Annotated in this window: 22 protein-coding genes and 4 tRNA genes; 15 read left to right on the top strand and 11 right to left on the bottom strand. The window is 71.8% G+C overall.

Going from position 1 to position 26,101, the window contains the following annotated elements; translation table 11 throughout:
* Positions 1-75 precede the first annotated feature (75 nt).
* The gene (locus tag ACIRJP_RS37720) at positions 76-780 is read right to left on the bottom strand and encodes a GntR family transcriptional regulator (protein WP_404184639.1); all 705 of its coding nucleotides are present in this window, start codon (positions 778-780) and stop codon (positions 76-78) included.
* Positions 781-1,008: 228 nt separating this feature from the next.
* Between ACIRJP_RS37720 and ACIRJP_RS37715 the strand changes: the two genes are divergently transcribed.
* The gene (locus tag ACIRJP_RS37715) at positions 1,009-2,526 is read left to right on the top strand and encodes an APC family permease (protein ID WP_404184636.1); all 1,518 of its coding nucleotides are present in this window, start codon (positions 1,009-1,011) and stop codon (positions 2,524-2,526) included.
* Between the two features lie 53 nt (positions 2,527-2,579).
* Here ACIRJP_RS37715 and ACIRJP_RS37710 read toward each other — a convergent pair whose 3' ends face one another.
* Positions 2,580-3,188, bottom strand: coding sequence for a GNAT family N-acetyltransferase (locus tag ACIRJP_RS37710; RefSeq protein ID WP_404184633.1), 609 nt, complete (start codon positions 3,186-3,188; stop codon positions 2,580-2,582).
* A 412-nt stretch (positions 3,189-3,600) separates the two neighbouring features.
* Between ACIRJP_RS37710 and ACIRJP_RS37705 the strand changes: the two genes are divergently transcribed.
* The 3 genes from ACIRJP_RS37705 (at position 3,601) to ACIRJP_RS37695 (ending at position 5,409) form a co-directional block, all read left to right on the top strand.
* Complete coding sequence (locus ACIRJP_RS37705; RefSeq protein WP_404184630.1) at positions 3,601-4,020, top strand: hypothetical protein; 420 nt, start codon at positions 3,601-3,603, stop codon at positions 4,018-4,020.
* Between the two features lie 85 nt (positions 4,021-4,105).
* Entirely contained in the window at positions 4,106-4,756 is a 651-nt protein-coding gene (locus tag ACIRJP_RS37700) for a DUF3105 domain-containing protein (protein ID WP_404184628.1), read from the top strand.
* A gap of 26 nt (positions 4,757-4,782) precedes the next feature.
* Positions 4,783-5,409: a DUF305 domain-containing protein gene (locus ACIRJP_RS37695; RefSeq protein WP_404184657.1), complete on the top strand. Its 627-nt coding sequence runs from the start codon at positions 4,783-4,785 to the stop codon at positions 5,407-5,409.
* Positions 5,410-5,492: 83 nt separating this feature from the next.
* On the opposite strand, the gene ACIRJP_RS37690 is transcribed toward ACIRJP_RS37695, so the two are convergent.
* Complete coding sequence (locus tag ACIRJP_RS37690; RefSeq protein ID WP_404184625.1) at positions 5,493-5,669, bottom strand: hypothetical protein; 177 nt, start codon at positions 5,667-5,669, stop codon at positions 5,493-5,495.
* Positions 5,670-5,828: 159 nt separating this feature from the next.
* On the opposite strand from ACIRJP_RS37690, the gene ACIRJP_RS37685 reads away from it, so the two are divergent.
* Positions 5,829-7,073: an ROK family protein gene (locus ACIRJP_RS37685; RefSeq protein WP_404184622.1), complete on the top strand. Its 1,245-nt coding sequence runs from the start codon at positions 5,829-5,831 to the stop codon at positions 7,071-7,073.
* A gap of 19 nt (positions 7,074-7,092) precedes the next feature.
* Here the strand turns inward: ACIRJP_RS37685 and xylA are convergent, their stop codons facing one another.
* Positions 7,093-8,262 carry a xylose isomerase gene (xylA, locus tag ACIRJP_RS37680; protein ID WP_404184619.1) on the bottom strand — a complete coding sequence of 390 codons (1,170 nt, stop codon included), beginning with the start codon at positions 8,260-8,262 and terminating at the stop codon, positions 7,093-7,095.
* 217 nt (positions 8,263-8,479) lie between these two features.
* On the opposite strand from xylA, the gene xylB reads away from it, so the two are divergent.
* From xylB to ACIRJP_RS37655, 5 genes are all read left to right on the top strand, one after another.
* Positions 8,480-9,961, top strand: a complete 1,482-nt coding sequence (xylB, locus tag ACIRJP_RS37675) for a xylulokinase (protein ID WP_404184616.1) — start codon at positions 8,480-8,482, stop codon at positions 9,959-9,961.
* Between the two features lie 62 nt (positions 9,962-10,023).
* A complete protein-coding gene (locus ACIRJP_RS37670; protein WP_404184613.1) occupies positions 10,024-11,298 on the top strand; it encodes a VWA domain-containing protein in 1,275 nt (424 codons plus the stop codon).
* The gene (locus tag ACIRJP_RS37665) at positions 11,298-12,143 is read left to right on the top strand and encodes a hypothetical protein (RefSeq protein ID WP_404184610.1); all 846 of its coding nucleotides are present in this window, start codon (positions 11,298-11,300) and stop codon (positions 12,141-12,143) included. The genes ACIRJP_RS37670 and ACIRJP_RS37665 overlap by 1 nt, the downstream gene beginning before the upstream one ends.
* Before the next feature lie 209 nt (positions 12,144-12,352).
* The gene (locus ACIRJP_RS37660) at positions 12,353-13,720 is read left to right on the top strand and encodes a cytochrome P450 (protein ID WP_404184607.1); all 1,368 of its coding nucleotides are present in this window, start codon (positions 12,353-12,355) and stop codon (positions 13,718-13,720) included.
* Positions 13,721-13,909: 189 nt separating this feature from the next.
* The gene (locus ACIRJP_RS37655) at positions 13,910-14,431 is read left to right on the top strand and encodes a DUF4232 domain-containing protein (RefSeq protein WP_404184604.1); all 522 of its coding nucleotides are present in this window, start codon (positions 13,910-13,912) and stop codon (positions 14,429-14,431) included.
* Positions 14,432-14,629: 198 nt separating this feature from the next.
* Here the strand turns inward: ACIRJP_RS37655 and ACIRJP_RS37650 are convergent, their stop codons facing one another.
* Positions 14,630-15,454, bottom strand: coding sequence for an SAM-dependent methyltransferase (locus ACIRJP_RS37650; protein ID WP_404184601.1), 825 nt, complete (start codon positions 15,452-15,454; stop codon positions 14,630-14,632).
* Between the two features lie 230 nt (positions 15,455-15,684).
* Here ACIRJP_RS37650 and ACIRJP_RS37645 point away from each other — a divergent pair, with 230 nt between their 5' ends.
* Together ACIRJP_RS37645 and ACIRJP_RS37640 are read left to right on the top strand one after the other, a co-directional pair.
* Positions 15,685-16,179 carry a GtrA family protein gene (locus ACIRJP_RS37645; RefSeq protein ID WP_404184598.1) on the top strand — a complete coding sequence of 165 codons (495 nt, stop codon included), beginning with the start codon at positions 15,685-15,687 and terminating at the stop codon, positions 16,177-16,179.
* Positions 16,180-16,286: 107 nt separating this feature from the next.
* The gene (locus tag ACIRJP_RS37640; protein WP_404184595.1) at positions 16,287-18,122 is read left to right on the top strand and encodes a hypothetical protein; all 1,836 of its coding nucleotides are present in this window, start codon (positions 16,287-16,289) and stop codon (positions 18,120-18,122) included.
* Positions 18,123-18,157: 35 nt separating this feature from the next.
* Here ACIRJP_RS37640 and ACIRJP_RS37635 read toward each other — a convergent pair whose 3' ends face one another.
* Positions 18,158-20,290, bottom strand: coding sequence for a tetratricopeptide repeat protein (locus tag ACIRJP_RS37635; protein ID WP_404184592.1), 2,133 nt, complete (start codon positions 20,288-20,290; stop codon positions 18,158-18,160).
* 365 nt (positions 20,291-20,655) lie between these two features.
* On the opposite strand from ACIRJP_RS37635, the gene ACIRJP_RS37630 reads away from it, so the two are divergent.
* On the top strand, positions 20,656-22,485 hold the full coding sequence (locus ACIRJP_RS37630; RefSeq protein ID WP_404184589.1) for an AAA family ATPase: 1,830 nt from the start codon (positions 20,656-20,658) through the stop codon (positions 22,483-22,485).
* A gap of 19 nt (positions 22,486-22,504) precedes the next feature.
* On the opposite strand, the gene ACIRJP_RS37625 is transcribed toward ACIRJP_RS37630, so the two are convergent.
* Complete coding sequence (locus ACIRJP_RS37625) at positions 22,505-23,341, bottom strand: maleylpyruvate isomerase family mycothiol-dependent enzyme (RefSeq protein ID WP_404184586.1); 837 nt, start codon at positions 23,339-23,341, stop codon at positions 22,505-22,507.
* 1,175 nt (positions 23,342-24,516) lie between these two features.
* Between ACIRJP_RS37625 and ACIRJP_RS37620 the strand changes: the two genes are divergently transcribed.
* Entirely contained in the window at positions 24,517-24,681 is a 165-nt protein-coding gene (locus tag ACIRJP_RS37620; protein ID WP_404184582.1) for a hypothetical protein, read from the top strand.
* Between the two features lie 54 nt (positions 24,682-24,735).
* Here ACIRJP_RS37620 and ACIRJP_RS37615 read toward each other — a convergent pair.
* Positions 24,736-24,813 (bottom strand) — tRNA-Pro (locus ACIRJP_RS37615).
* Between the two features lie 197 nt (positions 24,814-25,010).
* On the opposite strand from ACIRJP_RS37615, the gene ACIRJP_RS37610 reads away from it, so the two are divergent.
* Entirely contained in the window at positions 25,011-25,226 is a 216-nt protein-coding gene (locus ACIRJP_RS37610) for a hypothetical protein (protein ID WP_404184579.1), read from the top strand.
* A 125-nt stretch (positions 25,227-25,351) separates the two neighbouring features.
* Here ACIRJP_RS37610 and ACIRJP_RS37605 read toward each other — a convergent pair.
* The 3 genes from ACIRJP_RS37605 to ACIRJP_RS37595 form a co-directional block, all read right to left on the bottom strand.
* Positions 25,352-25,434: transfer RNA gene (locus tag ACIRJP_RS37605), tRNA-Ser, on the bottom strand.
* A gap of 130 nt (positions 25,435-25,564) precedes the next feature.
* Positions 25,565-25,636: transfer RNA gene (locus tag ACIRJP_RS37600), tRNA-His, on the bottom strand.
* 249 nt (positions 25,637-25,885) lie between these two features.
* Positions 25,886-25,959: transfer RNA gene (locus ACIRJP_RS37595), tRNA-Asp, on the bottom strand.
* Between the last annotated feature and the right edge of the window lie 142 nt (positions 25,960-26,101).

Genomic DNA, 26,101 nt, shown 5'->3' with positions numbered 1-26,101 from the left:
GTCAGGGCCGGGGCCGGGGCCGGGGCCGGGGCCGGGGCCGGGATCCACGGGGCCGGCGGCAGGGGCTGTTCCGGATCAGGAGTCAGCGGTGCCGGCGGCGAGCATCTGCATCGCGGTCTCACGCGTCCCGGCCACATGGCGGCGGGTGATACGTTCCGCCGCCTCGGCGTCGCCGCTGCGGATCGCCTCGTAGAGCAGTTCGTGCTCCCCGCACATGATGGGACCGTCGCCCGGCTCGGAGGTGAGGCTGAACAAGCGGCGCAGCCGGCCGTCGAGCGGTGCCATCAGGCCCTGGAGCAACGGATTGCCGGACATGACGACGATCTGCTGATGGAAGTCGGCATGGACCGAGCCCAGTTCGCGGGTCCGGCGGGAGGAGTCGGCGGCGCGGCGGGCCCGCTCCAGCAGCTTCTCCAGGGTGCGCAGGCCCGCCCGGTCGGCGCGCTGGGCGGCGAGCGAGGCCGCCAGCGCCTCCAGGTGTTCCCGGATGTCGAAGAAGTCCGCGGCCTCGGCCGGGCCGAGCGGGGCGACGAACGCGCCCTTGCGCGCCTGCGCCGCGATGAACCCCTCGGTCTCCAGCCGCTGGATGGCCTCCCGTACAGGGATACGGGACACCCCCAGCTCGTCCGCGAGTTCCCGCTCGACGACCCGGTGCCCGGAGGGGTAGCGGCCGTCGATGATCCGCTCGCGCAGTTCCACATAGACCTGGTCGCGCAGCGACTGATGTGCCGCACCGATGGTGCCGGTGGCGGTGGGACCGGCGGTTCGGCTGCTGCTCATGGACTCGCTTCCTGCCCGTCGGAGCCGGTCTCTTTCCGGCTCCCGTGCCGCGATCATCGCAGATTCCGGAAACCTTCCGTACCCCCCTTGCTTGGTATTCGGTATACCAGATAGCTTGAGCGCCGCGCCCACTCCGGCCGCCCTGAACTGGTCTTTTCCGCCGACCCATGCCTGGAGCAGGCATCGGCTTCGGCGTCCCGCCGCCCGTTCGCACCTGAGGAACCACCGATGACGCAACCCTCGACGGCCGTCCCGCCGCCCGCCTCCCCCGCCTCGGCCCCCGAGGCCCTGCGGGATACCGCCCCGCCTTCCGGCGGTCCGTCCGGAAGCCTCGCCAAGGGGCAGATCGGCACCTTCGATCTGGTCTTCTTCGTCGTGGCGGCGGCCGCACCGCTGACCGTGCTGGCAGGTGTCGCACCGTTCGCCATCGGGATCGGCGGTCCGGGCACCCCGCTCGGCTATCTGGTCTCCGGGGCGCTGCTGGTGCTCTTCGCCGCCGGGTTCACCGCGATGAGCCGCTACGTGCGCAACGCCGGGGCTTTCTACGCGTACGTGGCCCGAGGGCTCGGCCGTACGCCCGGTGTCGCCACCGCCTACCTGGCGACGCTCTCGTACAACCTCATCGCCCCCGGTGTCGCCGCCGGGTTCGGCTACTTCGCCTCGACGACCCTGAGCGATCTCACCGGTGCGGAACTGCCCTGGTGGCCGCTGGCGACGATCTGCGTGCTGGGCACCGGGGTACTGGGCTGGCTGCGGGTCACCCTGAGCGCGAAGGTGCTGGGGGTGGCGCTGGTCCTGGAGGTCCTGGTGCTGCTGGTCATGGACGTCGGGGTGTTTGCGGACCGGGGGACCGCCGCGCTGGACGTCACGTCCTTCGACCCGTCCATGCTGACCTCCTCGGGCGGCATGGCGGGGATGTTCGTCCTGGTCATCGGCGCGTTCACGGGCTTCGAGGCGACCGCGATCTACGCCGAGGAGGCACGCGACCCGGAGCGCACCGTGCCCCGTGCCACCTTTGTCGCGATCGGATTCCTGGCGCTGTTCTACGCCGCCGGGGTGTGGATCCTGATGGGCAGCTTCGGCACGGACGAGTCGGTCTCGATGGCCCGCTCCTCGGACGGCCCGCAGCTGACGTTCCACGCGGCCGACCGGTTCGCCGGCCCGTGGCTCGCCGACTCCATGCATGTGCTGATCGTGGTCAGCGCGTTCGCCGCGACCCTCGCCTTCCACAACGCCGCGGCCCGCTACCTCTACGCCCTGGGCCGCGAGGGTCTGCTGCCGCGCAGGCTGGGCCGGGTGTCGCCCCGTCAGGGCTCACCGGTGGCTGCCGTCGTCGTGCAGAGCGTCTTCGGCCTGGTGATCGTGGTGGGCGGTGCCCTGATCGACGCGGATCCGTACGCGGAGATCTTCCTGTGGACCAACAGCACCGGTGTGCTCGGCATCATGATCATGCAAGCCCTGGCCGCGCTCGCCGTCTGCTTCTTCTTCCGCCGGGAGCGGCGCGGCATGTCGGTCTGGCGGGTCGCGGTCGCACCACTGATCGCCTTCGTGGGTCTCGCGGTCCTTTCGGTGCTCGCGATACTCCACTTCGACCTGCTCACCGGGCGCACGGGTGCGGTCAATGTGGCGCTGCTGCTGCCGCTGCCGGTGGTGCTCGTGGCCGGGGCCGTGGTGGCGCTGCGCATCAGGCGCGCCGACCCCGGACGGTACGCGCGGCTCACCGAGGTGGACGTGGAACGGGACTGAGCGCACGGCTTGGCGGGGGACGAAGCGAACGGCCTGCACCGCCCCGGTCGCGGTCAGCCCTTCGCGTCGTCCCCGCGGAGCCTGGCGTGCAGATGCAGGTCGTGCCAGCCGTCGGAGTGCAGCTGGGAGCGGCGCCGGGTTCCCTCCAGGGCGAACCCCGTCTTGGCCGCCACCCGGCAGGACGCCTCGTTCAGGACGGAGTGCTCGAGTTCCAGCCGCTCGAACCCGACCTCGTCGAACGCCCAGCGTGCGAGCGCCGAGACGGCCCGCGGCGCCACGCCCCGTCCGCGGGCGGCCGGCAGCACCCAGTAGGCGCATTCCGCCTGGCCGCCCTCCGGGATCAGTGAGCGTAGCGAGATCCGGCCGAGGACTTCCCCGATTCCGTCGCCCGCCCCCTGGGGACGCACGACGGCCCAGTGGGCCGCCGTCTCGCCGTGCCAGGCCTCCTGCCACTGCTCGATCCAGCCGCGCGCCTCGTCCTCGCTGTCGGCCCGGCGCATGTGCCAGCGCTGGATAGCCGGATCGGAGAAGGCGGCGACGACCGACGGGGCGTCCGCGCACCGCCACGGCCGCAGCAGCAGGTCGTCGTCGGCGGCGAGAACCGGTTGGGCGGAGTCCGCGAGGCGACCCGGGGGAATGTGGGGCGGCACCAAGTACGGCATGGGCGCATCATGGCACGGGGACAAGCCGTCGCGGCCGATCGCGCGCCGGTCGGCCGAACCCGCCCGGTCGACCTGCCCGTCAGCCGGCCTCCCACCCTCCCCCCGTCGCCCAGTCCGTCAGCCGGCCTGCTCGTCGGTCACCTGTACGTGGTCGGCGATGCCTGCGACGAGGACCCGGTGTTCGGTTCGATGCGGCGCCATCGGCGGACGAGGCCGCCCGCGCGGCAGAGCGTGTCACCCCGTTCGATTCGGTTGAAGTTGCCGTCCGCCTCGACCTCGGCCCCTTGACGTCCCGCCGCCCCGGGTGCCCCCTCCCACGGACGATCGTGCCAGGGGGCACCCGCACGGCATCCGGCCGGTCCACCCCCTCCCACCCCTCATTGAAACTTCACACACCGCGTACGATGACGGGATGACCGGGCTGAGCGAAGCGACGCGCCGACAAACGCAGAACACCTGCGCGTCGGCCGTGTTCGGCTGGCTGTTCGTGCTCTTCGCCATGGTCTCGTGCTGCTCGATCACGGCCCCGGCCGCGCACGCCTCCGCCGCCGAGCCGGCGGCCGTCGCCCGGACCATCACACCCACGCACCAGGCGCTCGCGCGCATCGTGGTGGCCGACGCCCCCGAGGACCGGGGCATGGGCAGCTCCTGCCACGGAAGCTCCGAGCACTCGACCCCGGTCGTGCTGCCCGGCCAGAGCGCACCCGCCGCCCTGCCCGGCACGACCGTCACCGTTGTCGCCCCGCTCACCGGCGCGGCCGCGATCCGCGGCCCGTCCAACGACGCCGTGCGGGAAGTCGACCATCTCCGTCTGCAGGTTCAGCGGATCTAGAGGCAGGCCCCGTTCCCCGCGACACCCGGGGAACGGACTCCGCATGCCCTCAGCTCCCTCACTTCCGTTGAACCGAAGGACCCCCATGGAATCCGCCAAGCAACAGAACGCCACTGCCACCGCACGCCGCGCCAAGCTGGAGGAGGCCCGCCGCAAGGAACGGGCCCGCGAGCGCCGCAATCGCATCATCACGATCACCGCGTCCGTCGCCGTGGTCGCCGCGCTCGTCGCGGGCGGCGGCTATCTGATGTCCGCCGCCAACGACAAGGACAAGGCCGAGACCGAGGCCAAGTCCTCTCCGGTGAAGGGCGAGCGGACCTGGGACAAGCTCACCCAGAACCACGTCGACAAGAAGGTCGACTACCCGATGAACCCGCCGGTCGGCGGAGATCACAACCCGATCTGGATGAACTGCAACGCCGACGTCTACACCAAGGCGATACCGAAGGAGAACGCCGTCCACTCCCTGGAGCACGGCGCGGTCTGGGTCACGTACACGAGCAAGGCGAAGCCGGCCGACATCGAGAAGCTCCGCGAGCGGGTCAAGTCGACGCCGTACTCCCTGATGAGCCCGGTCGAGGACCAGGCCGACCCGCTCATGCTCAGCGCCTGGGGCAAGCAGGCCACGGTGAACGGCGCCGCCGACGCGCGCGTCGATCAGTTCTTCACCAAGTACGTGCAGGGCCCGCAGACCCCGGAGCCGGGCGCGGCCTGCACGGGCGGGGTCGCCCAGTGACGTCCTCGGTCCGCTCCTCGCGCCCCATGATGCTGGCCGGCGGCGTGGTGCTGCTGCTGGCAGCGGTTCTGGTGGCGCTCATGCTCGTACGGCCGTCCTCGTCGGCGGGCTCCCCCTCCGCCGAGGGTTCCGCCGCGACCGCCCCCTCGGACACCTCGGTCGATGTCGGGTTCGCCCGTGACATGTCGATCCACCATCAGCAGGCGGTCGAGATGTCGTTCATCGTCCGGGACCGCACGTCCGACGAGGCGGTGCGCCGGCTCGCGTACGACATCATCAACACGCAGGCCAATCAGCGGGGCATGATGCTCGGCTGGCTGGAGATGTGGGGCCGGGCGAAGTCCTCCTCGGCCGTGCCGATGAAGTGGATGAACCACCCCTTCACGCCGAGGGGCGACGGTTCGCTGATGCCCGGCATGGCGACCGGCACCGAACTCGACGAGCTGCGGGCGGCGAAGGGCAGGGCAGCCGAAGTGCTGTACCTGAAGCTGATGACCCCGCACCACCAGGCCGGAGTGGAGATGGCCGCGGCGGCGGCCACCTCGGCGGACACGGATGAGATCAGGAACCTGGCGGCGGGCATGGTGCGCGGCCAGCAGTCGGAGATGGCGCTCATGGCGGACATGCTCAAGGAGCGCGGCTCGAAGGCCTGAGTGCCGGACGTTCCCGCTTCCCGCACCCCGCGCGGCCGGCCCGTTCACGGCGGAATCCTCCGCCTCTGACGGGCCGGCCCCGGTCATGACACGGCGACCTGCACCCGCGCGGGGACCAGCTCGGCCCCGTCCGGCAGCCGGAAGTCGACCGGTTCAGCGCCGACTGGAACCTCGCCGACCGCCCGGCCTCCCGCATCGATCCCGTCGGACCGCCGGCCGACGCGAACCGGGTCCTGCGCGGCGGCTCCTACCTCTGCCACAGCTCCTACTGCACCCGCTACCGGGTGGCCGCCCGCACCTCAACCCGGGCAGCACGACGGGCCACGGCGGATTCCGCTGCGCGCTCTGAACGGGCCGGGGCATCAGGAAGGGATCGCACCCGGGAGTCGCACAAGGGATCGCATAGGCTCGGCTCCGACATGAAGAGCAACGTCACACCGCTGGGGCCCAAGGCCGACAAGGACACCGTGCGCCGGAGCAACCTCAGCCTGGTGCTGCGCGCCGTCCGCGACGAGGCCGAGGGCGGGGCGACCAGAGCCGGGGTCGCCGCACGGGTGGGGCTGACCCGGGCCGCGGTGTCCTCGCTCGTCGAGCAGTTGCTCGCCACCGGCTTCCTCACCGAGTCCGGCAAGACGTTCAGCGGTCAGGCGGGCCGCCCCGGCACCGCGCTCAAGGTGGCACGCACCGGGCCCGCCGGGCTGGGGGTGGAGGTCAACATCGACTACGTGTCGGTGTGCGTCGTGGACCTTGCGGGCACCGGACGGGTGCGGCTCACCGAGCACCTCGACAACCGCGGCGCACCGCCCGGGGAGGTCCTGGCGCGGGCCGCCGGCATCGCCGCACGCACCCTGGAGTCGGCGCGCGAGCAGGAACTCCGCCCGGTCGGCGTGGCCCTCGCCCTGCCCGGACTGGTTTCCGGCGGTACGGTGCGCCAGGCGCCCAACCTGGGCTGGAACCGGGTTCCGGCCGAGGACCTCTTCGCCGCCGCGCTCGCCCGCGCCCGCCCCGGACACGAGGCGATGGCGGTGGCCTCCGAGAACGAGGCCAACCTGGCGGCGCTGGCCGAGCTCTGGTTCGGCGGACTCGACGAGCTGCGCAGCTTCCTCTACCTGACCGGCGAGATCGGTGTCGGCGGCGCGCTGGTCGTCAATGGTGAACTGCTGCGCGGGGCGCACGGATTCGCCGGGGAGATCGGGCATGTGGTGGTGGACGCCGAGGGGCCGGAGTGCCGGTGCGGCTCGCGCGGCTGCCTGGAGCAGTACGCGGGACAGGCGGCGCTGCTGCGGGCCGCCGGGATCACGGAGCCCGGCAGCGGTGCCGGGGTGGCCGAGCTGGAACGGCGCGCCCGCGCGGGGGACGAACGGGCGGTGGCCGCTGTCGCGGAGGCCGGCCGGATGCTGGGGCGGGTGCTGTCCGGGGCGGTGAATCTGCTCGACCCGGACGCGGTGGTGCTCGGCGGAATCTACCGGAACCTGATGCCGTGGCTGTCGCCGCCCGCCGACCAGGAGCTGACCGGCCGTGTGGTGTCGGGGCTCTGGTCCCCGGGGAACGGGCGGCTGCGCGCCTCGTCCGTCGCCGGTGACGCGGCACGGGGCGCGGCGGCGCTGGTGCTGACGGAGGTGCTGGCCGACCCGGTGGCGTACGCGGGGCGCCCGGCCGGCTGAGCGGTCGGGCGCCCCGGGTTCAGCGGACGCCGAGCAAGTGGTCCATCGCCAACTGATCCAGGGCCTCGAAGGCCATCCCCCGTTCCGCCGCCGCCCTCACGTCGAACTCCTCGTACGCCGACCGGTCGGCCAGCAGCCCGGCGACACCGTCCTCGGCCGTGCGGCGGGCCAGTTCGTCGAGGCGGGAGGCGCGCAGTGCTTCCCGGACGGCGGGGTCGGCGCGGAACGCGGCGGCGCGCTCCTTGAGGATCAGATAGTTGCGCATGCAGCCCGCGGCCGAGGCCCAGACCCCGTCGTGGTCCTCGGTCCGCGGCGGCTTGAAGTCGAAGTGCCGGGGGCCCTCGTAGCCACCCGTCTCCAGCAGGTCGACGAGCCAGAATGCCTGGCGCAGATCGCCCGCGCCGAAGCGCAGGTCCTGGTCGTACTTGATGCCCGACTGACCGTTCAGATCGATGTGGAAGAGCTTGCCCGCCCACAGGGCCTGCGCGATGCCGTGCGGGAAGTTCAGCCCGGCCATCTGCTCGTGCCCGGTCTCCGGGTTGACGCCGACCAGCTCCGGCCGCTCCAGGCGCTCGATGAAGGCGAGGGCATGGCCGATGGTGGGGAGCAGGATGTCGCCGCGCGGCTCGTTCGGCTTGGGCTCGATGGCGAACCTCAGATCGTAGCCCTGTCCGGTGACGTAGTCACCGAGCAGGTCGAAAGCCTCCTTCATCCGGTCGAGGGCGACCCGGACGTCCTTGGCGGCACCGGACTCGGAGCCCTCGCGGCCGCCCCAGGCGACGTAGGTGGTGGCACCGAGCTCGACGGCGAGGTCGATGTTGCGCAGCGTCTTGCGCAGGGCGTAACGGCGTACGTCACGGTCGTTGGCGGTGAACGCGCCGTCCTTGAACACCGGGTGGGTGAAGAGGTTCGTCGTCGCCATGGGGACGACGAGCCCGGCCGCGTCCAGCGCCTGCCGGAACCGCTTCACGATCCCTTCGCGCTCGGTGTCCGTCGAGCCGAACGGGATCAGGTCGTCGTCGTGGAACGTCACACCGTACGCGCCCAGCTCCGCGAGCCGCCGCACGGAGTCGGCCGGGTCGATCGCGGCGCGGGTCGCGTCGCCGAACGGGTCGCGTCCCTGCCAGCCCACCGTCCAGAGTCCGAAGGTGAACCGGTCCTCGGGGGTGGGTGTGAAGCGTTCCGTCATCGGGTGACCGCCTTCGGTGCCGTCGGGCCCAGGGCCGGTCGAACCGCCCGGACCTTATTTGTTCACTGTCATGACTAATCATGCATGTGCCACCTCTGGCGCGTAACCCCAACACGACCACTGTTCGATGGAGATCCCGTCACGTATTTTGTTTCGACCATGTCCAAAATCCGCGCGGTACCGCCGCACGGGCCCGAAGCACAGGAATGAGGGCGCCATGCCGCCGCGTACCGTCGTCATCGGCGTGGACAGTTCCACCCAGTCCACCAAGGCGGCCTTCGTCGACGCCACGAGCGGCCGGGTGCTCGCCGTCGGCCGCGCGCCGCATGTCGTCCATGGTGCGGCGGGGGCCCGCGAGAGCGACCCGGAGGTGTGGTGGAGGGCGCTGCGCGACGCCGTCGCCGCCGGGCTGAAGGAGTCCGGAGCCGACGCGTCGGCCGTGACCGGCATCGCGGTCGCCGGACAGCAGCACGGACTGGTCGTCCTCGATGGTTCGGGCCGTCCGCTGCGCCCCGCGATGCTGTGGAACGACACCCGCTCCGCACCGCAGGCCGCCGCGCTCACCGCGGCGCTCGGCGGCCCCGACGCCTGGACCTCGCGGACCGGATCGGTGCCGGTGGCCGCCGTCACCGCGACGAAGTGGCGGTGGCTGCGGGAGAACGAGCCGGACATCGCCGCCGCGACCGCGGCGGTGCGCCTGCCCCACGACTTCCTGACCGAACGGCTCGCGGGCACCGCCGCCACCGACCCCGGCGACGCCTCCGGCACCGGCTGGTACTCGACCGCGACCGGCGCCTACGACCCCGTGCTCCTCGAACTCCTCGGCCTGGACTCCGCGTTGCTCCCCGAGGTGGCCCCGACCGGGGCGACCCGCGTCGGTTCGCTGGCCGCCGGGGCGGCCGACGCTCTCGGTCTGCCCGCCACGACCGCCGTCGCCGCGGGCACCGGGGACAACATGAGCGCCGCCGTCGGCCTCGGGCTGGGCGGCGCCGGACTGCTCGACCACCCCGTCCTCAGCCTCGGCACCTCGGGAACGGTCTTCGCGGCGTCCCGGGCCCGGCCCGCGTCCCCTGCGCTCTCCGGCTTCGCCGCGACGGACGGCACATACCTCCCGCTGGCCTGCACCCTCAACTGCACGCTCGCCGTGGACAAGGTCGCCGCACTGCTCGGCCTGGACCGCGACGACACCTCCCCCGGCGGCGAGGCGGTGCTCCTCCCCTACCTGGACGGCGAACGCACCCCAGATCTGCCCACCGCCGCCGGCCTGCTCACCGGGCTCCGGCACGACACGACGCCCCGTCAGCTCCTCGGCGCCGCCTACGAGGGCGCCGTGGTCACCGTGCTGCGCGCCCTGGACGAGCTGCTGCGGGCCTGCGGTTCCGACCCGGCCGATTCCGAGGTGGCCGCGCGCCCGCTGCGGCTGATCGGCGGCGGCGCCCGGGGACGGGCCTGGGTGGAGACGGTACGGCGGCTCTCCGGGCGTCCCGTGATCGTGCCCGGGAGCGACGAGCTTGTGGCTCTGGGCGCCGCCGCACTGGCAGCGGCCGCGGCCACCGGCGCCGACCCGGTCGCGATCGCCTCCGGCTGGGGCACCGGCGAGGACGTCCGGCTGCCGCCCGTCCACCGCGACTCGGCCACCTGGGAGCGGGTCGGTTCTGTGCTGGAGCGGGCCTCGGGGCCGTTGCTCGGCGGTTTCTGACGGTTCCCCAGCGGTCCTGGACCGGTTTGGGTAAGCACGGCGATCTTCAATAGTATCCGGCGATGATCATAAGAAAAAGGCTGACGGCCGGGGTGGGCATCCTGCTCGCCACCCTGACCGCCGGGCTCGGCACGGCACTCCCCGCCGCCGCCGACGAAGCCCCCGCCAAAGCTTCCCCCAAGGTCGAGCTGGTGCTCGACGTCAGCGGCTCCATGCGGACCCGTGACATCGACGGCCAGTCCCGGATGACAGCCGCCAAGCAGGCGTTCAACGAGGTTCTGGACGCGGTGCCCGAGCAGGTGGAGCTCGGCATCCGGACGCTCGGCGCCGACTACCCGGGCGACGACCGCAAGGTCGGCTGCAAGGACACCAAACAGCTCTACCCGGTCGGCCCGCTGGACCGAACCGAGGCGAAGACCGCGGTCGCCACCCTGGCCCCCACCGGCTGGACCCCGATCGGCCCGGCCCTGCTGGGCGCCGCCGACGACCTCGAAGGCGGCGACTCCACCCGCCGGATCGTACTGATCAGTGACGGCGAGGACACCTGCGGCCCGCTCGACCCGTGCGAGGTCGCACGTGACATCGCGGCCCGCGGCATCCACCTCGTCATCGACACCCTGGGCCTGGTGCCCAACGCGAAGATCCGCGAACAGCTGACCTGCATCGCCGAGGCCACCGGCGGAACGTACACCGCGGTCCAGCACACCGATGAACTCTCCGGCCGGGTCAAGCAGTTGGTCGACCGGGCCGCCGAGCCCGTCGTCACCCCGGTGGCGACCGAGGGTGCGGACAGCTGCTCCTCGGCTCCGAAGCTCGAGGCCGGCCTCTACACCGACCGCGAGAAGTTCGGCCAGCACCGCTGGTACCGGGTCGACGTGCTGCCCGGCCAGGAACTGCGCGCCTCGGTCAGCGTCTTCGCCGACCGCGCCGTGAACAACGACTACGGCGTGCTGATGCGCGCACTGACCGTGCACGGCCGCGAGATCGTACGGGGCTCGGAGTCGGGCACCGGCCGTACGGACGCGATCTCCTCCGGCCTGCGCTACCCGAAGCCCGATGTGGACGGCTCGGACAGCGACAAGCCGGCCGCCGAGACCGTGTGCCTCCAGCTCAGCAACTCCTTCTCGGCGCCCGCCTCTGTGAAGACCTCGCCCGGTATGCCTGTCGAGCTGACCGTGGATCTGGTGGACGCCCCGGACGCCGCCGCCGACGCCGCCGCGTTCGGCCTCGGCCGCGGCTGGTGGCTGCTGGGTGTTCTGGTGCTCACCGGGCTGGTCGCGGGCCTGGTCTTCGGCTGGATCTCGCGCTGGCGCGTCGCTGTCTGGAGGACCAACTGATGATGCGTAGGACACGTGTACTGGCGGGCGCGCTGCTCGCCGGGATCGCCCTGCTGACGTCGGCGGGCGCCGCGGTGGCCGACGACCCGTCGGCGAGCCCGAGCCCGAGCACCTCGGAGGACGGCTCCGGCCCCACCGAGGCCGGCACCACCTTCCGCACGGCGACGGCGATCAAGCCGGACCAGCTCGCCACCGCCGGGGCGTCCACGGGTGACTACCTGTACTGGGTGTTCCCCGCCGACGCGGGACAGCGGGCAACCGTCAAGGCGAAGATCACCCTGCCCGAGAGCGCCACCCGGCACGGCGCGTCGACCTGGCAGGTCGACGTGTACGACGGGCTGCGGCGCCGTCAGGCCTGCATGTACGGCCGCCAGACCGGCAAGGCCGCGGCCGACGCGTCGGCGGTCGAGCTGACCTGCGTACTGCGGACCGTCCGCGCCTGGTCCGAGCCGTGGGCCGACGACCCGCTGCCGGGCAGCTACTACGTACGTCTCACGGTCGTCGATCTGCCGTCGGCGGACCTGGGTCTGCCGGTGAAGACCGAGATCGAGGTCACGGCCGCCGACAGGGGCGGTGCGGGCGATGTGGACGGCACGCTCGCCGAGCCGCTGGTCCCCGGTGTGTCCTCCGTCGCGCAGGCCTCGGACGACTCGGCCGACGGCGACGACAGCTCGTCCGAGGCCCCGCTCGCCAGTGCGCCGGAGGACGGCTGGGCGTCGGGCTGGTGGACCGACCGCTGGCTGTGGACGGTGGGCGGCGGAGTGCTCGGAGCGCTCGCGGCCGTGTTCGGCTACCGCCTCACGCGCGGCAGCGGCCGCCCCTCCCGGGTCCCGCCGGGCGTCTGACCGCACAGCACGGGCCGGGCTCCGGACAGGGGCCCGGCACACCGCCGGCCCGGCCCGCTCCCGGGCCGGGCCGGCGCTGGTTGACAGCGACTACCCTCGACAACTCACGTACCTCACAAGGCCGATGACAGGTTCCAGGGCGTGCGGTACCGCTGAAGTCAGGTCGCAGCGCACCGAATCGGGTGCGCCACAAGGGAGCGGAGACATTCATGTCCACGGAGACCGGCCCGGCCATCGACGCCGAGCCGCGGAGCCACCGGATCGTGCCGGGCCCGAAGGGGCTGCCGTTCGTCGGGAATCTGCCGCAGTTCGGAAAGAACCCTCTCGCCTTCTTCGAGCGGCTGCGCGCCCACGGGGACATGGTGGCCTGGCGATTCGGCCCCAACTCCTGTGTGTACATAGCGGATCCGGACTGCATAGGCGAGCTGCTCACCGAGACGGAACGCTCCTTCGACCAGCCGGCCCTGGGCATCGCCTTCCGGACCGTGATGGGCAACGGCGTGGTGGTCGCCCGCGGCACGGACTGGCGGCGGAAGCGGTCGCTGGTGCAGCCCTCCGTACGGCCCAAGCAGGTGCGGTCGTACGCGACGACGATGGCGAGCAGCACGGTGGAGCTGGCGGACACCTGGTCGGGCGGTGAACGCATCGATATCAAGCGGGAGATGGCGGCGCTGACCCAGCGGATCGCCGTGCGCACCATCTTCGGGGTCGACACGGCGGCCGACGCCGAGGCGATGGGCCGGGCGATGGATGTGGCGCAGCAGGAGATCGGCAAGGAGTTCGCCGGTATCGGGGCGTTGCTGCCGGACTGGGTGCCGACCCCCGGCAGGGCCAGGATCAAGAAGGCCGCGGCGGTCATCGACGCCGAGGTGAGCCGGGTCGTCGCCCGTCATCGCGACGGCGGGGACGAGCGCCCCGATCTGCTGAGCCGGCTGTTGACGGCGGTCGACGAGTCGGGGGAGCGGCTCACCGATCAGGAGATCCGCGACGAGACGGTCACGTTGTACATCGGCGGGCACGAGACGACCAGTTCCACTCTGGTGTGGGCCTGGTATCTGCTGGCCCGCAACCCGCGGGTGCGTGCCGCGCTCGCCGAGGAGCTGGACCGGGTGCTCGGTGACCGGGAACCGGAGTTCGACGACTACGCGCGACTGACATACACCCAGTCCGTGGTCAAGGAGACACTGCGCCTCTACCCGACGATCTGGCTGGTCACCGGTGTCGCGAAGGCCGGTGCGCAGATCGGCGGTGTGCCGATGCCGGAGGGCACCCGGGTGTGGACCAGCCAGTGGGCCACCCAGCGTGACGCGCGGTGGTTCCCCGAGCCGGAGGAGTTCCGCCCCGAGCGCTGGGACCCGCAGGAGGGCGACAGCATCGCGGAGTACGCCTGGTTCCCGTTCGGCGGCGGCCCCCGGGTCTGTCTGGGCGCCCGGTTCGCGATGGTCGAGTCCGTGCTGATCCTGGCCGTGCTGGCCCGCCGCTTCGAGCTGGATGTGGACCCGGGCGTCATCGAGCCGGTCCCCTCGCTCACGCTGCAACCGGACCGGGAAGTGATGGCGACGGTCCGGTCCCGCTGACGTCGCGCGGGGCGGGCCCGGTGCCGCGCCGGTCCCTTGCGGGCCCGCCCCGCACCGGACACACCGAGCCGATATGTTCGATCTGTCGCGAAGATCAGGTCATGCGGTTCACACTGGCCATGTCGGCCGCACCGGCCGGCGGGCCGTCCGGCCGTACCCGCAGGCTGTCGATCCAACGGGAGAAGCACCATGCGTCTGCGCCCCGCTCTCACCGCCGCACTCGCCGTCGCGGCCACCCTGCCCCTGACCGGCACCACGGCGTCGGCGACGACCGGCGCCGCGAGCCGCTCGGCGACCTGCCAGGAGAAGACCCTCGCGGTGCACGCCGCACCCGGCGGACAGCAGAACACGGCCCGGATCAGCGTGGTCAACAACGGCGGCCGGGTCTGCGTGGTGGACCGGATCCCCACGATCACCTTCCGGGGCCTCGACGGCTCCGCCGAAGTCGTCCCGCCCGCCGGGAGCGGCCCCTACGAGCTGTCCCCGGGCGAGCGGGCGTACGCCGCCGTACGGACCGCCGACCCGGCGTCCTCCGAGGGCCACGTCGTCGACAGCCTCTCCGTGGCCACGGCCCCCTCCCACCTGGGCGTCACCTTCGACGCGGCCACCGTCGGCATGCCGGAGGGCGTCCACGTGTGGGTACCGGTGACCACCGTCTGGCAGCACTCGCTCGCGGCGGCGGACAGCGATCTGGCGGACGCGCTGGGGTGACGGGCCGGCCGGAGTCAGCGACACACCGGCCGCGGCGCGCCGGATGGAGCTGCGGCTGCGGGCCGCCCCGGCCCTCGCGCCCGTCTCCCGCTGCGGCTTGCGGGCGACCGCACCGTAGATCGGCACCGGCCCGCCCGGCCGGCCGCGCGGACACACGTGATCCGACGGCCGGCCGTCCACACCGGGCTGCGGACCACGTCACTCCTTGACGCCGATCCCCCCGAAGGCGTCGACGTCCGCGGGCACGGTCACGCTGTCGGCGTCGGGCCGCCACTCGCTGAGCCGGACGAAGCCGGGGTCGAGGATCCGCAGCCCGTCGAAGAGCGTGACGATCTCGTCCGGCTCGCGCACGTAGTACGGAACCGCGCCGCTCTCGATGTACGCCTTCTCCGCGGCGATCATGCCCTCGCTGGTGCGCGTGCCGTCGTACATCACCAGGTAGCTGCCGGCCGGCAGCCCCGCCATCAGCCGGCCGACCACCTCGCGGGCCTTGGCGAAGTCGTCCGCGTGACCGAGGATGCCGAGCAGCATCAGGGCCACGGGCCGGTCGAAGTCGAGCGTCTTCGCCGCCTCGGCCAGAATGCTCTCCGGGTCGTAGAGGTCGGCGTCGATGTAGTCGGTGACACCCTCGGGCGAACTCGTCAGCAGCGCACGGGCGTGCGTCAGCACGAGCGGGTCGTTGTCGGCGTACACGATGCGCGCCTCGGGCGCGATGTCCTGGGCCACCTGGTGGGTGTTGTCCGCGGTGGGCAGGCCGGTCCCGATGTCCAGGAACTGCCGGACCCCCCGCTCCTGAACGAGGTGGCTCACCGAACGACGCAGGAACTGCCGCCCCGCCACCGCCACGTCGACGAGCCCCGGGAAGAACGCCTTGATCTGGTCACCGATCTCACGGTCGACCTCGTAGTTGTCCTTCCCGCCCACGAAGTAGTTCCAGAAGCGGGCGGAATGAGGCCTGGTGGTGTCGATCCGGTCCGACACCGGCTTGGCGGGAGGGGTGACGGACGGCTGCTGCTCACTCATGGAGACCTCCGGACGCAAAAGTGATCAAGCTATGGACTTAACCTACCTGGGCGTCGCGAGAGTTATGGCCGCATACGTCACCGAACGTGTCTCCCGTGTTCGGCCCGGGGTGGGTTCCGGGTTGTCCCCCGCTTGAGCCGGACATTATCGAGTCGCTCGAACGGCGCCGAATCCGTAGGTTCTGGAGTGGAGTCGATCCACCGTCCCCCAGATTCTCCGGAGGCCCGTCAGTGACCGCCCCAACGCGCCTGCGGACGCGCGCCCTTCGGCCACTTCTCGCGGCTTTCGCGCGGTTCGTCGTGTGCGGTGGCGGGGTCGGGCTGGCGTCGAGCGCGGCGGTGGTGCTGCTCAGCGCGCGCATGCCGATGGCCGTCGCGAACGCGCTGGTCACCGTCGTCTCCACGGTCGTCGCGACCGAGTTGCACCGACGGATCTCGTTCCGGAGCGAACGCGGGGGGTGGAGGGTCCATCTCCAGTCCGCCGCGACGGTCGCCGTGAGCTTTGTGTTCACGACAGGGGCACTGCTGTGCCTGTTCGCCGTGCAGCCCGCTCCCTCACCCCTGCTGGCGCAGACGGTCTATCTGTCGGCATCCGCTCTGGCGGGGGTCGGACGGTTCGTGTTGCTGCGGGTCGTCGTCTTCGGGAACCGCAGACGGGGGTGCCGGCGTGGCCGCGCTCCGCACGACGACGCACTGGGCAAGTCCTCGGTGGCGATGGCCGTGTGACGCCACCTCGGTGGGCGGTCCGGCGATCGTGCTGGTTGACTGGTGTGGCCGGTCGCACGGGCGACACGGAGCCAGCGGGCGGGCCGGGGCGGATGAGGGGCGTGCGGATGGAGTACGGGCGGGCCGGGTGGGTCCGGGTGCCGGTGGGGGAAGACGCCGCACGGTGGGCGACCCGGGGGAAGTGCCTGCGGGTGCTGGTCGTCGTGCACAACGTGACCGCCGCGACGCGGCTGCTCGATGTGCTGCCCCTGTTCGACGACGATCTGCGCGTCCAGTTGCTGGTGACCTGCACGGGCTCCTCGGCCTTCATGGCCGGCACGGCCGAGCTGCTGGCCGACACGGGGGTGCCGGTGCTGCCGTGGGAGCAGGCGGTCGGGACCAGGGTGGACCTGGTCGTATCCGCCAGCTTCGGCGGTCAACTGGATGCATTTTCCGGTAAGTTGGCCGTCCTTTCGCACGGTGTTGGATACACTAAAAGGCTGGCAACACCGGACACCGGACACCGGACACCGGACACCGGATCGGGGCCGGGGGCGAATACGCCCGTGTTCGGGCTCGCGCCTCCGTGGCTGCTGTCGAGCCGGGGCACCCCCGTCGCGGACGCGCTCGTGCTCTCCCACCCCGAGCAGGTCGAGCGCTTGCGCCTCGCCTGCCCCGAGGCCGCACCCACCGCCGTGCTCGCCGGAGACCCCTGCTTCGACCGGATGCTCGCCGCACGACCCCATCGCGAACGCTTCCGCCGCGCGTTGGGAGTCCGGCCCGGTCAGCGGCTCGTCCTGCTCAACTCGACCTGGAACTCCGAGTCGCTCTTCGGTGACCGGACCGAGGTCCCGGGGGACGGCTGGTGCGGGGGTGACGTGGTCGCCGCCCTGCTGGACCGGGTCGCCGACGAGTTCCCCGTGGACGACTACCGGTTCGCAGCCGTGCTGCACCCCAACATCTGGCACGGGCACGGCCCCGGGCAGATCCGCGCCTGGCTCGATCGGGCGCGGCGCGGCGGGCTGGCGCTGATCGACCCGCTGACGGGGTGGCGACAGGCCCTGCTGGCGGCCGATGCCGTGATCGGTGACCACGGATCCGTCACCTTCTACGCGGCCGCCCTCGGCATCCCGGTGCTCCTGGGCGCCGTGCCCCTCCACGCCCTGGACCCGGACGCGCCGATCTCCGCGTTCATGCGGGAGGCACCGAGGCTCGACCCCGACGCGTCCCTGGCGGCACAGATCGATGAAGTCATCGGCTCTCACAGGCCATTGTCCGGCCCCGCCGAGTTCACCACCTCCGTGCCGGGCGAATCCGCGGTCCGGCTCCGGAAGCTCTTCTACTCGATGATGGGGGCGCCGGAACCCGCCCGGCCCGCCTCGCTGGAGCCGCTCCCGCTGCCCGGGTACGAGGCCGGAACGGTCACCGTGCCGTTGCGGGTCCTGACGCGGGTGCTCGGGCCGGGAGAGGTCGCGGTCAGCCGGTGGGCGGGCCAGTGGTCCGGCCCGGGGGCGGATCGGGGTGGCGAACTGCACGTCGCCGTGCACGAGGACACCCGCGAGGTGGACCGGCTGGAGCTGGCCGATGTCATCTTCCGGGACGGTGAACCCGACGATCCGCGCTTCGGCTCGCCGTCGCTCTGGACCTCCGAGGTGCTCCGCCGCCACCGGGGCTGCTCGCTGGCGGCCTATGTGACCGGCCCGTCCGAGTGCGTGGTCCGGGTGCGCGGCGAGGAGCCGCTCCGGATGGTGGCGGTGCCCGACGCCGAAACGGAGGACGTGTCCGGCGCGGACCCCGCCGCGTACGCCTCCGCCCTGCACGCCTGGCTGGCCTCGGAGAGCCGGGAGTCGGTCACCTCCCGGGCGCGGCTGGCGCGGGCCGTGACCGACGGGCTCGTCGTGCGGACGGGCGACCGGCTCCATCGCGTACGCGTCGCTCCTCTGACACCACCGGACAGGCCCTAGCTAGGAGCCGCGACACGAGGACCGCGACCACGCGGTCAGGCGGCCATGCAGCGCTCCCGCAGGGTTCGCAGATGCGCCAGGTGGTACGTCGCGCGCTGACCGTCGAGGGTGGTGATCGCCGCCTCGACCAGCGGGAGCGCCGCCCCGGGGTCCTCCTCGTCCAGCCATGTCTCGGCGAGATCCGTGAGGGTTCGGGCCGTGTTGTACGTGTCTCCGCTCGACCGGAAGTACGACAGCGCGGTCTCCAGCCTCCGCCGGGCCTCCTCGCGTCGCCCCAGACCGCGCAGCGCCCGTCCGCGATGGCGCTCCAGCAGGGCCTCGGCGCGCGGCACGTCGCGGGTCCCCTCGTCCTGCCCGCCCATGGTGCGCAGGATGGCGCCGGCCTCCTCGAAGCAGTCGTACGCCTCCTGGTAGCGCCACTGCCGCAGTCGCAGCAGCCCCAGGAACTCTACGGCCGAGGCATGGCCCCGCTTGTGGCCCGCCGCCTCCTCGGCCCCCGCCGCCGCGCGCGCCTGAGTTCCCGCCTCCTGCCAGCGCCTCGACTCGGTCAATGAGTGGGCGAGTTGTGCGTGCAGTGCTCCGGCGTCGGGACTCATGGGCCGATGGGTGTCGGCCAGGCTCGTGCCGATGCGGAGCGCCGGCAGCAGCATCTCGTGGTGGCCGGCCTTGAGCTGGAGCGGCCACAGGGCACGACACAGGCGTACGGCGGTGTCCGGGTCGCCAAACTCCTCGGCGCAGCGCACCGCCTCGACCAGGTTGCCCGATTCCGCGAGCAGCGCGTCGAGGGCGGCTCCCCGGTCCGCGTACGTCCGCCCGGCGCGGTCCTCGGTGGGCGCGGGGACCCGCCAGCTCTCCGGGAGCGCCTGGTGGGCGGCGGATGCGGCCAGGTCTGCGTAGGCGCTCAGGGTGCGGGCCAGGGCCGCGGAGCACGCCGCGATCCCGTCGTCCCGGATCGCCGCCGCCTCGGCGTGCGCACGGACCGCGTGGCGGTAGTGGTAGCGGCCGCTGCCGGCCGCGCCGGAGCCTCGTTCCAGCAGCATCCGGTCGGCCAGGTCCTCCAGCATTCCGGCGGCCTGGTCGGGGTCCTGGCCGGTGGTCCGCGCGGCGGCGGCTGCGTCGAAGGCGGGCCAGTCGCGCAGCGCCATCAGCCGGTACAGCCGGGCGGATTCCGGAGTCAGGAGCCGGTAGTTGTCCTCGGCGGCGCCCCGGACCGGGTCGCCGTCCGGCTCGGCACGACGTTGCGGAAGGGTGGGCGCGGAGAGCTGGTAAGCCGCGGCACGCAGGGCGTAAGGCGACCCGCCGCAGCGCTGGAGCAGCGACGGCAGGGTGGCGCGGGCGGCGGCGACCGTGGACTTGTCGGTGATGTCGGTGAGCAGCCGCACCGCGTCCCGGTCCGAGAGCGGGCCGACGGGCACCCGCACGGCGTCGATGCCGGGGAAGGGCGCGCGGGCGACCAGGACCGTGAACACCCCGGGTGCCGAGGTGAGGAACGGCCGCACCTGCGAAGCGGAGTACGCGTGGTCGAGCACGATCAGGAGTCTCAGGTCCGCCACGCGGTGGTGGAAGAACTCGCCGAGCTCATCGGTCCCGGTCGGCATCTCTTCGTCCGGCACCCGCAGTTGGCGCAGCAGGCCACGCAGTACGGTTCCGACGTCGCGCGCGCCACCGGCTCCACGGCCCCCGAGGTCGGCGTAGATCTGGCCGTCCGGGAAGAGGCGGGTCGGCTGTGCGCCGAAGTGCACGGCGAGGGTGCTGGAACCCATGCCGTCCGGGCCGTGCACCAGGGCGAGCCGGGGCCGCCCGTCGGGTCGGCGGGACGCCTCCCGCTGGAGTTGCTTCAGCGCCTCCTTGCGATCCGTGAAGAACCTTATGGAGGCGGGAAGGTTCGACCGCGCGGCCCGGGCCGGGGCCGGCTCGCGGTGCATGCGGGTGGCGAACGCGGTCCAGGAGGCGGCGAGTTGCGGATCGGTGCGGATCCGGTCGTGGACCATGCGGGCCACGTCGTCCCGTTCGTCCGGGGCCTCGGGCGCGGGGACCTCGCGGCCGACGATTCTCCGCACGACACCACCGGTGGATTCCCAGGCCCATTTGCCGGCCTCGTTGGCCATCCCCGAGCCGACCGCACCGAGCACCGCCGAAATCGCCGCCACCGAAGTGGGATCGAGCATGTCGCGCACTCCTCGTTCCCGGTGTTCCGCGCGGTGCGCCCTCCCCGGCACCGTCGCTGTCACCGTGCGGATCAACGTTAGCGTCAGACGGGCCGATCTCCCCGGGCATCTCGGGTGATCGCCGGTCCTGGCGTGCGCCAACCGTCCAACTGTCCTGAAAGCGACCTTTTCGTCGACGTAGACGGCCGGTTCGTCGCCGCCCTTCGCCACCCTTGTGCCGACGCGGTCGAAGGGGCGCCGTGTGTGTTCACCGGCCGCCACGTCATGATGGATGTCTTGGATATCCTGGCAGTTGTTCCAGGTCGTCACGGCGAGCCCCGTCGGCCGTCGGCGCGCGGGCCGGGGGCCCGTCGAGGGGAGTAACGGTGCAGGGAACAGCCGCAGGCCGGGGTTCGCCCAGGAAGGCCGAGCAGGCTTGGCAGCAGGCAGTGGCCCTGCTGAACCAGGGCAATGAAGCGGCCGCCGCCGAACGGTTCTCGTTCGCCGCCGCGCAGGATCCCCTGGCGGCGGACGCATGGCTGGGGCTGCATGCGACCGGGCAGCGTCAGAAGGAGGCGCTGGACGGCATGGTCCGGGCGTCCGGCTCCTTCGGCGCGTTGCGTTCGAAGTTCGGGATGCCGCTGCGGTCCCGGTTCCAGCTCGGCCACTACGTCACGTTCCGGCTGGAGAACGCCCGTGACCTCTGGGTGGCGGCCATGACCTCGCTGCTGGACGCCGGCAAGCTCGACGAGGCCTGGGCCGGGCTTTCCACGGCCCAACTGGACTGCGACGAGACCCGGTTCGTCTGTACGCGGTATGCCTTCCTCAAGGAGGACTGGGCCCTCGTGCTCCGTTTCGCCCCGGGCATCCGTGACGCGTTCCTGCACGACGAGGCGCAGCTGTACGTGGGGGCGGCGCTGTTCGCGCAGGGGGTCTGCCACGAGGCCCTGAACGTGCTGGCGGAGCTGCCGAAGAAGCTGGAGGCGGGGAGCCGTTTCGACGCGGAGGTCAAGTACTTCATGGGCCGGTCCCTGGAGTCGCTGGGCCGGCCGGAGGAAGCGCTGAAGCGGTATCAGTATGCGTTCCGGTGTGCGCCGAACCTCTTGGACGTGAACGTACGGGCGCAGGCACGTTCCACGGCTCCGACGGCTTCGTCCGTGGCCGGGGAGTCCCCCGCGCCTTCGTCCCCGCCCCCTTCCCCGGTGGGGCCCCCGCCGCCCCGCACGGCCGCGCCCTCCCCCGTACCCGCCGCACCGGCTGCCCCGGTGGCCGCTCCGGGCGCCGGGCCGGACTCCTCGTCGGCGGAGGCGGACGGGGCGGGCGGGCTGTCGCGGGAGGAGATGGCACGCCTGCTCGCGGAGGCCCAGCAGGCGCTGGACGGCATGATCGGTCTGGAGCCGGTGAAGCGGCAGGTGCTCACGCTGATCGCTCAGCTGCGCATGGCGGCGCTCCGCGAGGAGCAGGGTCTGCCCAGCGGCGCCCGGCCCCGGCACTTCGTCTTCGCGGGACCCCCCGGCACCGGCAAGACCACCGTCGCCCGCATCATCGGCAAGGTCTTCGCCGGGCTGGGGCTGCTGCGGTCCGGCCATGTCATCGAGGCCCAGCGCGTCGACCTCGTCGGGCAGCACCTCGGCTCCACCGCGATCAAGACCAGCAAGGTCATCGACTCCGCCCTGAACGGCGTGCTGTTCATCGACGAGGCGTACGCCCTGTCCAACAGCGGGTACAGCGGTGGCGACGCGTTCGGCGACGAGGCGCTCCAGGTGCTCCTGAAGCGGGCCGAGGACGACCGGGACCGGCTCGTCGTCGTACTCGCCGGATACCGCGAGGAGATGACCGGTCTGCTCGCCGCCAACCCGGGCCTGGTGTCCCGGTTCAACACCCGCGTCGACTTCCCCTCCTACTCCGCGCAGGAGTTGCTGCTGATCGCCCGGTCCGTCCTGTCCGGTCAGGGCGACGAACCCGACGAGGGGGCGGCGGCCGCCCTCGGCTCCTTCTTCGCCTCGGCCGTGGACGGGGGCATGGCCGACACCCTGGGCAACGCCCGCTTCGCCCGCGAGCTCTGCCAGAAGGCCGCCGCGCAAAGGGATCTGCGTCTGTACGCCGAACACTCGGGCGGGACGACGCCCACCAGGCAGGAGATCGTCACCGTACTCGCCGAGGACGTGACGGCGGCGCACCAGGAGCTCATGGAGTCCCACGGGGACCCGGCGTAGGGCGGGCCTGTCCGGCGGTTCAGGGTGCCTTGAACAGCCCGGGGAAACGGGGTGCGAGCCAGGGCTTGCGGCCCCAGGCGAACACCCGGCCCCGGGCCATGGCGCCCCATGGGTCGACGCGGCCGAGCGCCATCAGGAAGAAGGTGACCGGCTCGATGAGGATGGTGCAGTCCGGGCGGGCCGGCGGTCGGGGAGCGACGGTCACGGCGCCGTCGGTGAACGTGACACCGAATCGGGCGCCGCCCCACAGACGGATCGCGTAGCCGGCGGTGAGCCCTGCGGTGGTGGTGGCATCGGTGACCCGGGGCATCGCAGCGATCAGGAACGGCAGGGACAGTTCGACGCGTGTGCGGTCGATCATGTGCCGGCGCCCCCGTGCACGGGCGAGGTCGTAGCCGTGGCCGAGCATGTGCGTCAGCAGGTACGAGCCCAGCACCTCCCTGCTCATCGGCCGCAGCGGCGTGGTCACGGTCCCGGCCGCTCCATCGGCCCCGGTGCCGTCCGTCGCGCACCGCTCCACGGCGGCGAGGTAGGCATCCGTGTGCGCCACGATCATCTCCGCCAGCGGCTCGGCGGCCCGCTCGTCGAACTCCGCGAGCGCGCGCTCGTTGGCGGCGGCCAGGCTCTGCGGCGTCCCGTCCCCGTAGCGGCGTTCCCGCCCGGCCGCGAGGTCGGCCATCAGTTCGTTGGCCTGCACCAGATGTGCCGCGGCCTCCCCGACGGTCCACTCCGACCGGGGCACCGGAAGGCCGGTGTCGGCGAAACCGCGGACCACTGCCGCGATCTCCTCGGCGGTGGACCGCAGGGCGTCGCCGAGCCCTTCGGGCAGTGTGCCCCGTACGTCGCTTCCGGTCATTGGTTCCACGCTTCTCCCCACCTCGGCCGAACCCGCTCCGGCCGAACCTACCCATTCGTAGGGTCGTGGCAAGTCTGAGGGCACCCAATGTCCACCCACGGGTAACTCCCCCTGCTTTGATGGGCGGCACCATCTTCCGACCCTCCCCCCATACGAGGAGATCCTGTGCCGAATCCCGCGATCCGCCACATCTCCGGCGCGACTCTGGCCGCCGCGCCCGCCGCGGCGACGCCCGCCCCTGTGCCATTGCAATAGTTCCTCTCTCTGAGCCCGATGAACGTGATGAAAGATCATCTATGCCCCGTCTGGGAACAGCTCCCTCGCGCTGCACAGACGACCAGCGGGAACACAAAACCCCCGTCACTGCCTGACTCGTCGCCAGGGAGGAACGGGGGCTCATGGACGAGCGGAGGCCGACTGTCGACCTCACCCGGGAGGACCGGCCTCCGCCCGCCCACCGCACGTCAGGGGTGACGCCCCGCGTGCGGGTCTATGTGGGTCAGCCTCGTCCCCAGCCGTGCCATGTCGGATGTGTACATGCCCCCTCGGTGGTGCCGCAGGGGACGCAACCCGCGTTGTCCGTCACGCCCTCGTACGACGACTCAGAAACGGGGTCGGGGGCGGGCGTCTCTTCTTCGGGCATGACTCGCCTCACGTGGTGATCGGGATATGTGCCCGCCCGGACCCGGGCCGCCGACGGCTCCAGGTACGGGCGGGCGGGCACCCGTTGCGGTCGATCGGCGCGAGCAGCAACCGCAATGGGAGATCGGGGCTACTCGCCGTCGCGCACGACGTAGGCGAAGCCGGTGACCACACGGCGGTACCCGCGGTGGTTGCCGCTTCACGACGTCGGGCCGGCTCTCCAGGTCGTCCCGCACGTGCGCGCCCGTCCCCGCGAAGTGGTGCACGCGGATGAGCCGGTCGTCGAACAGCCAGCCTCGCTCGCCGTGAGTTGATGGCTGAGACGGTGCCCGCGGTTGCCTGTGCGGGCCTCTGGGGGGCGTTCATGGGGTCGTCGACCTTTGAGGCTTCAGGCGCGCTCCGCCCTCCGGCGTAGCGCCGAATTTGGATGCTCTGAGGCGCACTTCAGCGGTCAGGGTCCACTGGCCCTTCTCTCCCGCGGATACGGGTCCATCGACGACCGGGCCCGCCTCGCGCACGAGCGGGGCGACGCCATGTTCACGGCGAAGTTCCACCCGAGCCCGACGAAGAACGACACCGACTTGGCGTCGGCCATCTCCGGCGTCGAGGCGATCGGCTGGACCCCCCTCCACCAGCAGTCGGAGGGGGCGGGGCTTCAGCGCTTCGTGTCCCTGACTTTTCGTCGGGCCGGCGCATGACGTAGCCCAGCCGCGCTCACGGGTGCACGTCGTCACCGTGGCGGGGCTGCGTCGTGGTCGGGATAACAGGATTCGAACCTGGGGCCCTCCGCTCCCAAAGCGGATGCGCTGACCACGCTGCGCCATATCCCGTGGATGAACTATCCCCAGTTGACCGCTAGTTGACTTTTGCCTATCCTGACGGCTGTCACTTCTACATCCGAGTGGAGCACCCGTGGCGCGTTGCCTACGGCAGGGGTAGTAACCCCCACCGTCGCTGAAAGCACACACCTCAATGAGGCGTGCCCGCTTTCAGAAGACAACGCGACGACGTACCGGAGGCTTCACCAGTGACGACCACCTCAGCCCAGCCCTCTGCCGCTCGCAAGGGCCTGGAGATCACCACCGTCTTCTTCGCGGCCACGACCGCAGCTCTCACTGCGGGCATCGTGGCCGCACTCTGCCACGCTCAGGCGCTGGCCATCGTGGGCGCCGGAGGCGCTACGTTCGGCGTGGCGTTCGGCATCGGCATGAAGGTCTTCGAGCACCTCAGCCACAGCAACTAGTTTGGCCGGGGCGGGGGTGGCATCTGCTGCCCCCGCCTCAGTGCGCTGCCGTGGAATCGAACCACGCTAGCCGTTACCGGCGCAGGCTTTACAGGCCCGCTTGCCTCCCAGGGCTCAACGCTCGGCGGAAGGTGGAGGAGTCGAACCTCCAACGGGTCTCCCCGTGACGCTTTTCGAGAGCGCGTGGCACGCCAATGCCCGACCTTCCAACTCCCTGCCAATTGCACCAACAGGGAAAGCACCGTCCGAACGCGACCATGAAACCCTGACGTCGGTCGGAGTGTCACCGGGTTTTCTCCGGGTGCGGAGATTTCGCCCCACCTACGACCGTCCGCCAGTCCCTCCGCCCGGAGTCGAACCAGGATCAGCGCGACCACAACGCGCGGCTCTAGCCATTGAGCTACGAAAGGTGTGACGTCGGGCCACATCCTCCGCCTCTTGGTTATCCCAGCGCGCAAGGCTCCGACAATCCGGGGAGGTGGAATTTCCGGCCGGAGCCGCCCCTTACCTGCACCACGGCGTCCCCGCCAACCCGTGGTCAGCCAGGGCACCACACGAGGCCCTGCCGAATCCCGCCGTCGCGCCACGGTGGCAGCACCGAGACCACAGCAGCTGCACACGGCAGTTGAGCCCCGTCGCCGGCGCCTCATGTGCAGCAGCGCTCCCGACCGGATTCGAACCGGTGGCATCCCGCTCGACAGGCGGACGCTCTGACCAACTGAGCCACGGAAGCAAGCGCGGTTCACCTGAGCACCGCAAGGTTCCTCCGGATGTCTTTAGCCTGCGCGTTTCGCTTGGGCTTTGGTCCGGATCATGAGCGGTAACGCGAAAGTGCCTTCTGAGCTGGGACGATGAACCTTGTCGAGGGGTTCTGT

The sequence above is a fragment of the Streptomyces sp. NPDC102437 genome, assembly GCF_044765565.1.
Lineage (GTDB): Bacteria > Actinomycetota > Actinomycetes > Streptomycetales > Streptomycetaceae > Streptomyces.
This window is presented reverse-complemented; position numbering and strand designations above follow the sequence as displayed.

Coding starts and splice junctions, on each gene's coding strand:
- ACIRJP_RS37660 (WP_404184607.1), top strand. CDS start 12,353: ATGTCCACGGAGACCGGCCCGGCCATCGACGCCGAGCCGCGGAGCCAC.
- ACIRJP_RS37710 (WP_404184633.1), bottom strand. CDS start 3,188: ATGCCGTACTTGGTGCCGCCCCACATTCCCCCGGGTCGCCTCGCGGAC.
- ACIRJP_RS37700 (WP_404184628.1), top strand. CDS start 4,106: ATGGAATCCGCCAAGCAACAGAACGCCACTGCCACCGCACGCCGCGCC.
- ACIRJP_RS37640 (WP_404184595.1), top strand. CDS start 16,287: ATGGAGTACGGGCGGGCCGGGTGGGTCCGGGTGCCGGTGGGGGAAGAC.
- ACIRJP_RS37720 (WP_404184639.1), bottom strand. CDS start 780: ATGAGCAGCAGCCGAACCGCCGGTCCCACCGCCACCGGCACCATCGGT.
- ACIRJP_RS37715 (WP_404184636.1), top strand. CDS start 1,009: ATGACGCAACCCTCGACGGCCGTCCCGCCGCCCGCCTCCCCCGCCTCG.
- xylA (WP_404184619.1), bottom strand. CDS start 8,262: ATGACGGAACGCTTCACACCCACCCCCGAGGACCGGTTCACCTTCGGA.
- ACIRJP_RS37625 (WP_404184586.1), bottom strand. CDS start 23,341: ATGACCGGAAGCGACGTACGGGGCACACTGCCCGAAGGGCTCGGCGAC.
- ACIRJP_RS37705 (WP_404184630.1), top strand. CDS start 3,601: ATGACCGGGCTGAGCGAAGCGACGCGCCGACAAACGCAGAACACCTGC.
- ACIRJP_RS37620 (WP_404184582.1), top strand. CDS start 24,517: ATGTTCACGGCGAAGTTCCACCCGAGCCCGACGAAGAACGACACCGAC.
- xylB (WP_404184616.1), top strand. CDS start 8,480: ATGCCGCCGCGTACCGTCGTCATCGGCGTGGACAGTTCCACCCAGTCC.
- ACIRJP_RS37655 (WP_404184604.1), top strand. CDS start 13,910: ATGCGTCTGCGCCCCGCTCTCACCGCCGCACTCGCCGTCGCGGCCACC.
- ACIRJP_RS37670 (WP_404184613.1), top strand. CDS start 10,024: ATGATCATAAGAAAAAGGCTGACGGCCGGGGTGGGCATCCTGCTCGCC.
- ACIRJP_RS37650 (WP_404184601.1), bottom strand. CDS start 15,454: ATGAGTGAGCAGCAGCCGTCCGTCACCCCTCCCGCCAAGCCGGTGTCG.
- ACIRJP_RS37665 (WP_404184610.1), top strand. CDS start 11,298: ATGATGCGTAGGACACGTGTACTGGCGGGCGCGCTGCTCGCCGGGATC.
- ACIRJP_RS37695 (WP_404184657.1), top strand. CDS start 4,783: ATGATGCTGGCCGGCGGCGTGGTGCTGCTGCTGGCAGCGGTTCTGGTG.
- ACIRJP_RS37685 (WP_404184622.1), top strand. CDS start 5,829: ATGAAGAGCAACGTCACACCGCTGGGGCCCAAGGCCGACAAGGACACC.
- ACIRJP_RS37635 (WP_404184592.1), bottom strand. CDS start 20,290: ATGCTCGATCCCACTTCGGTGGCGGCGATTTCGGCGGTGCTCGGTGCG.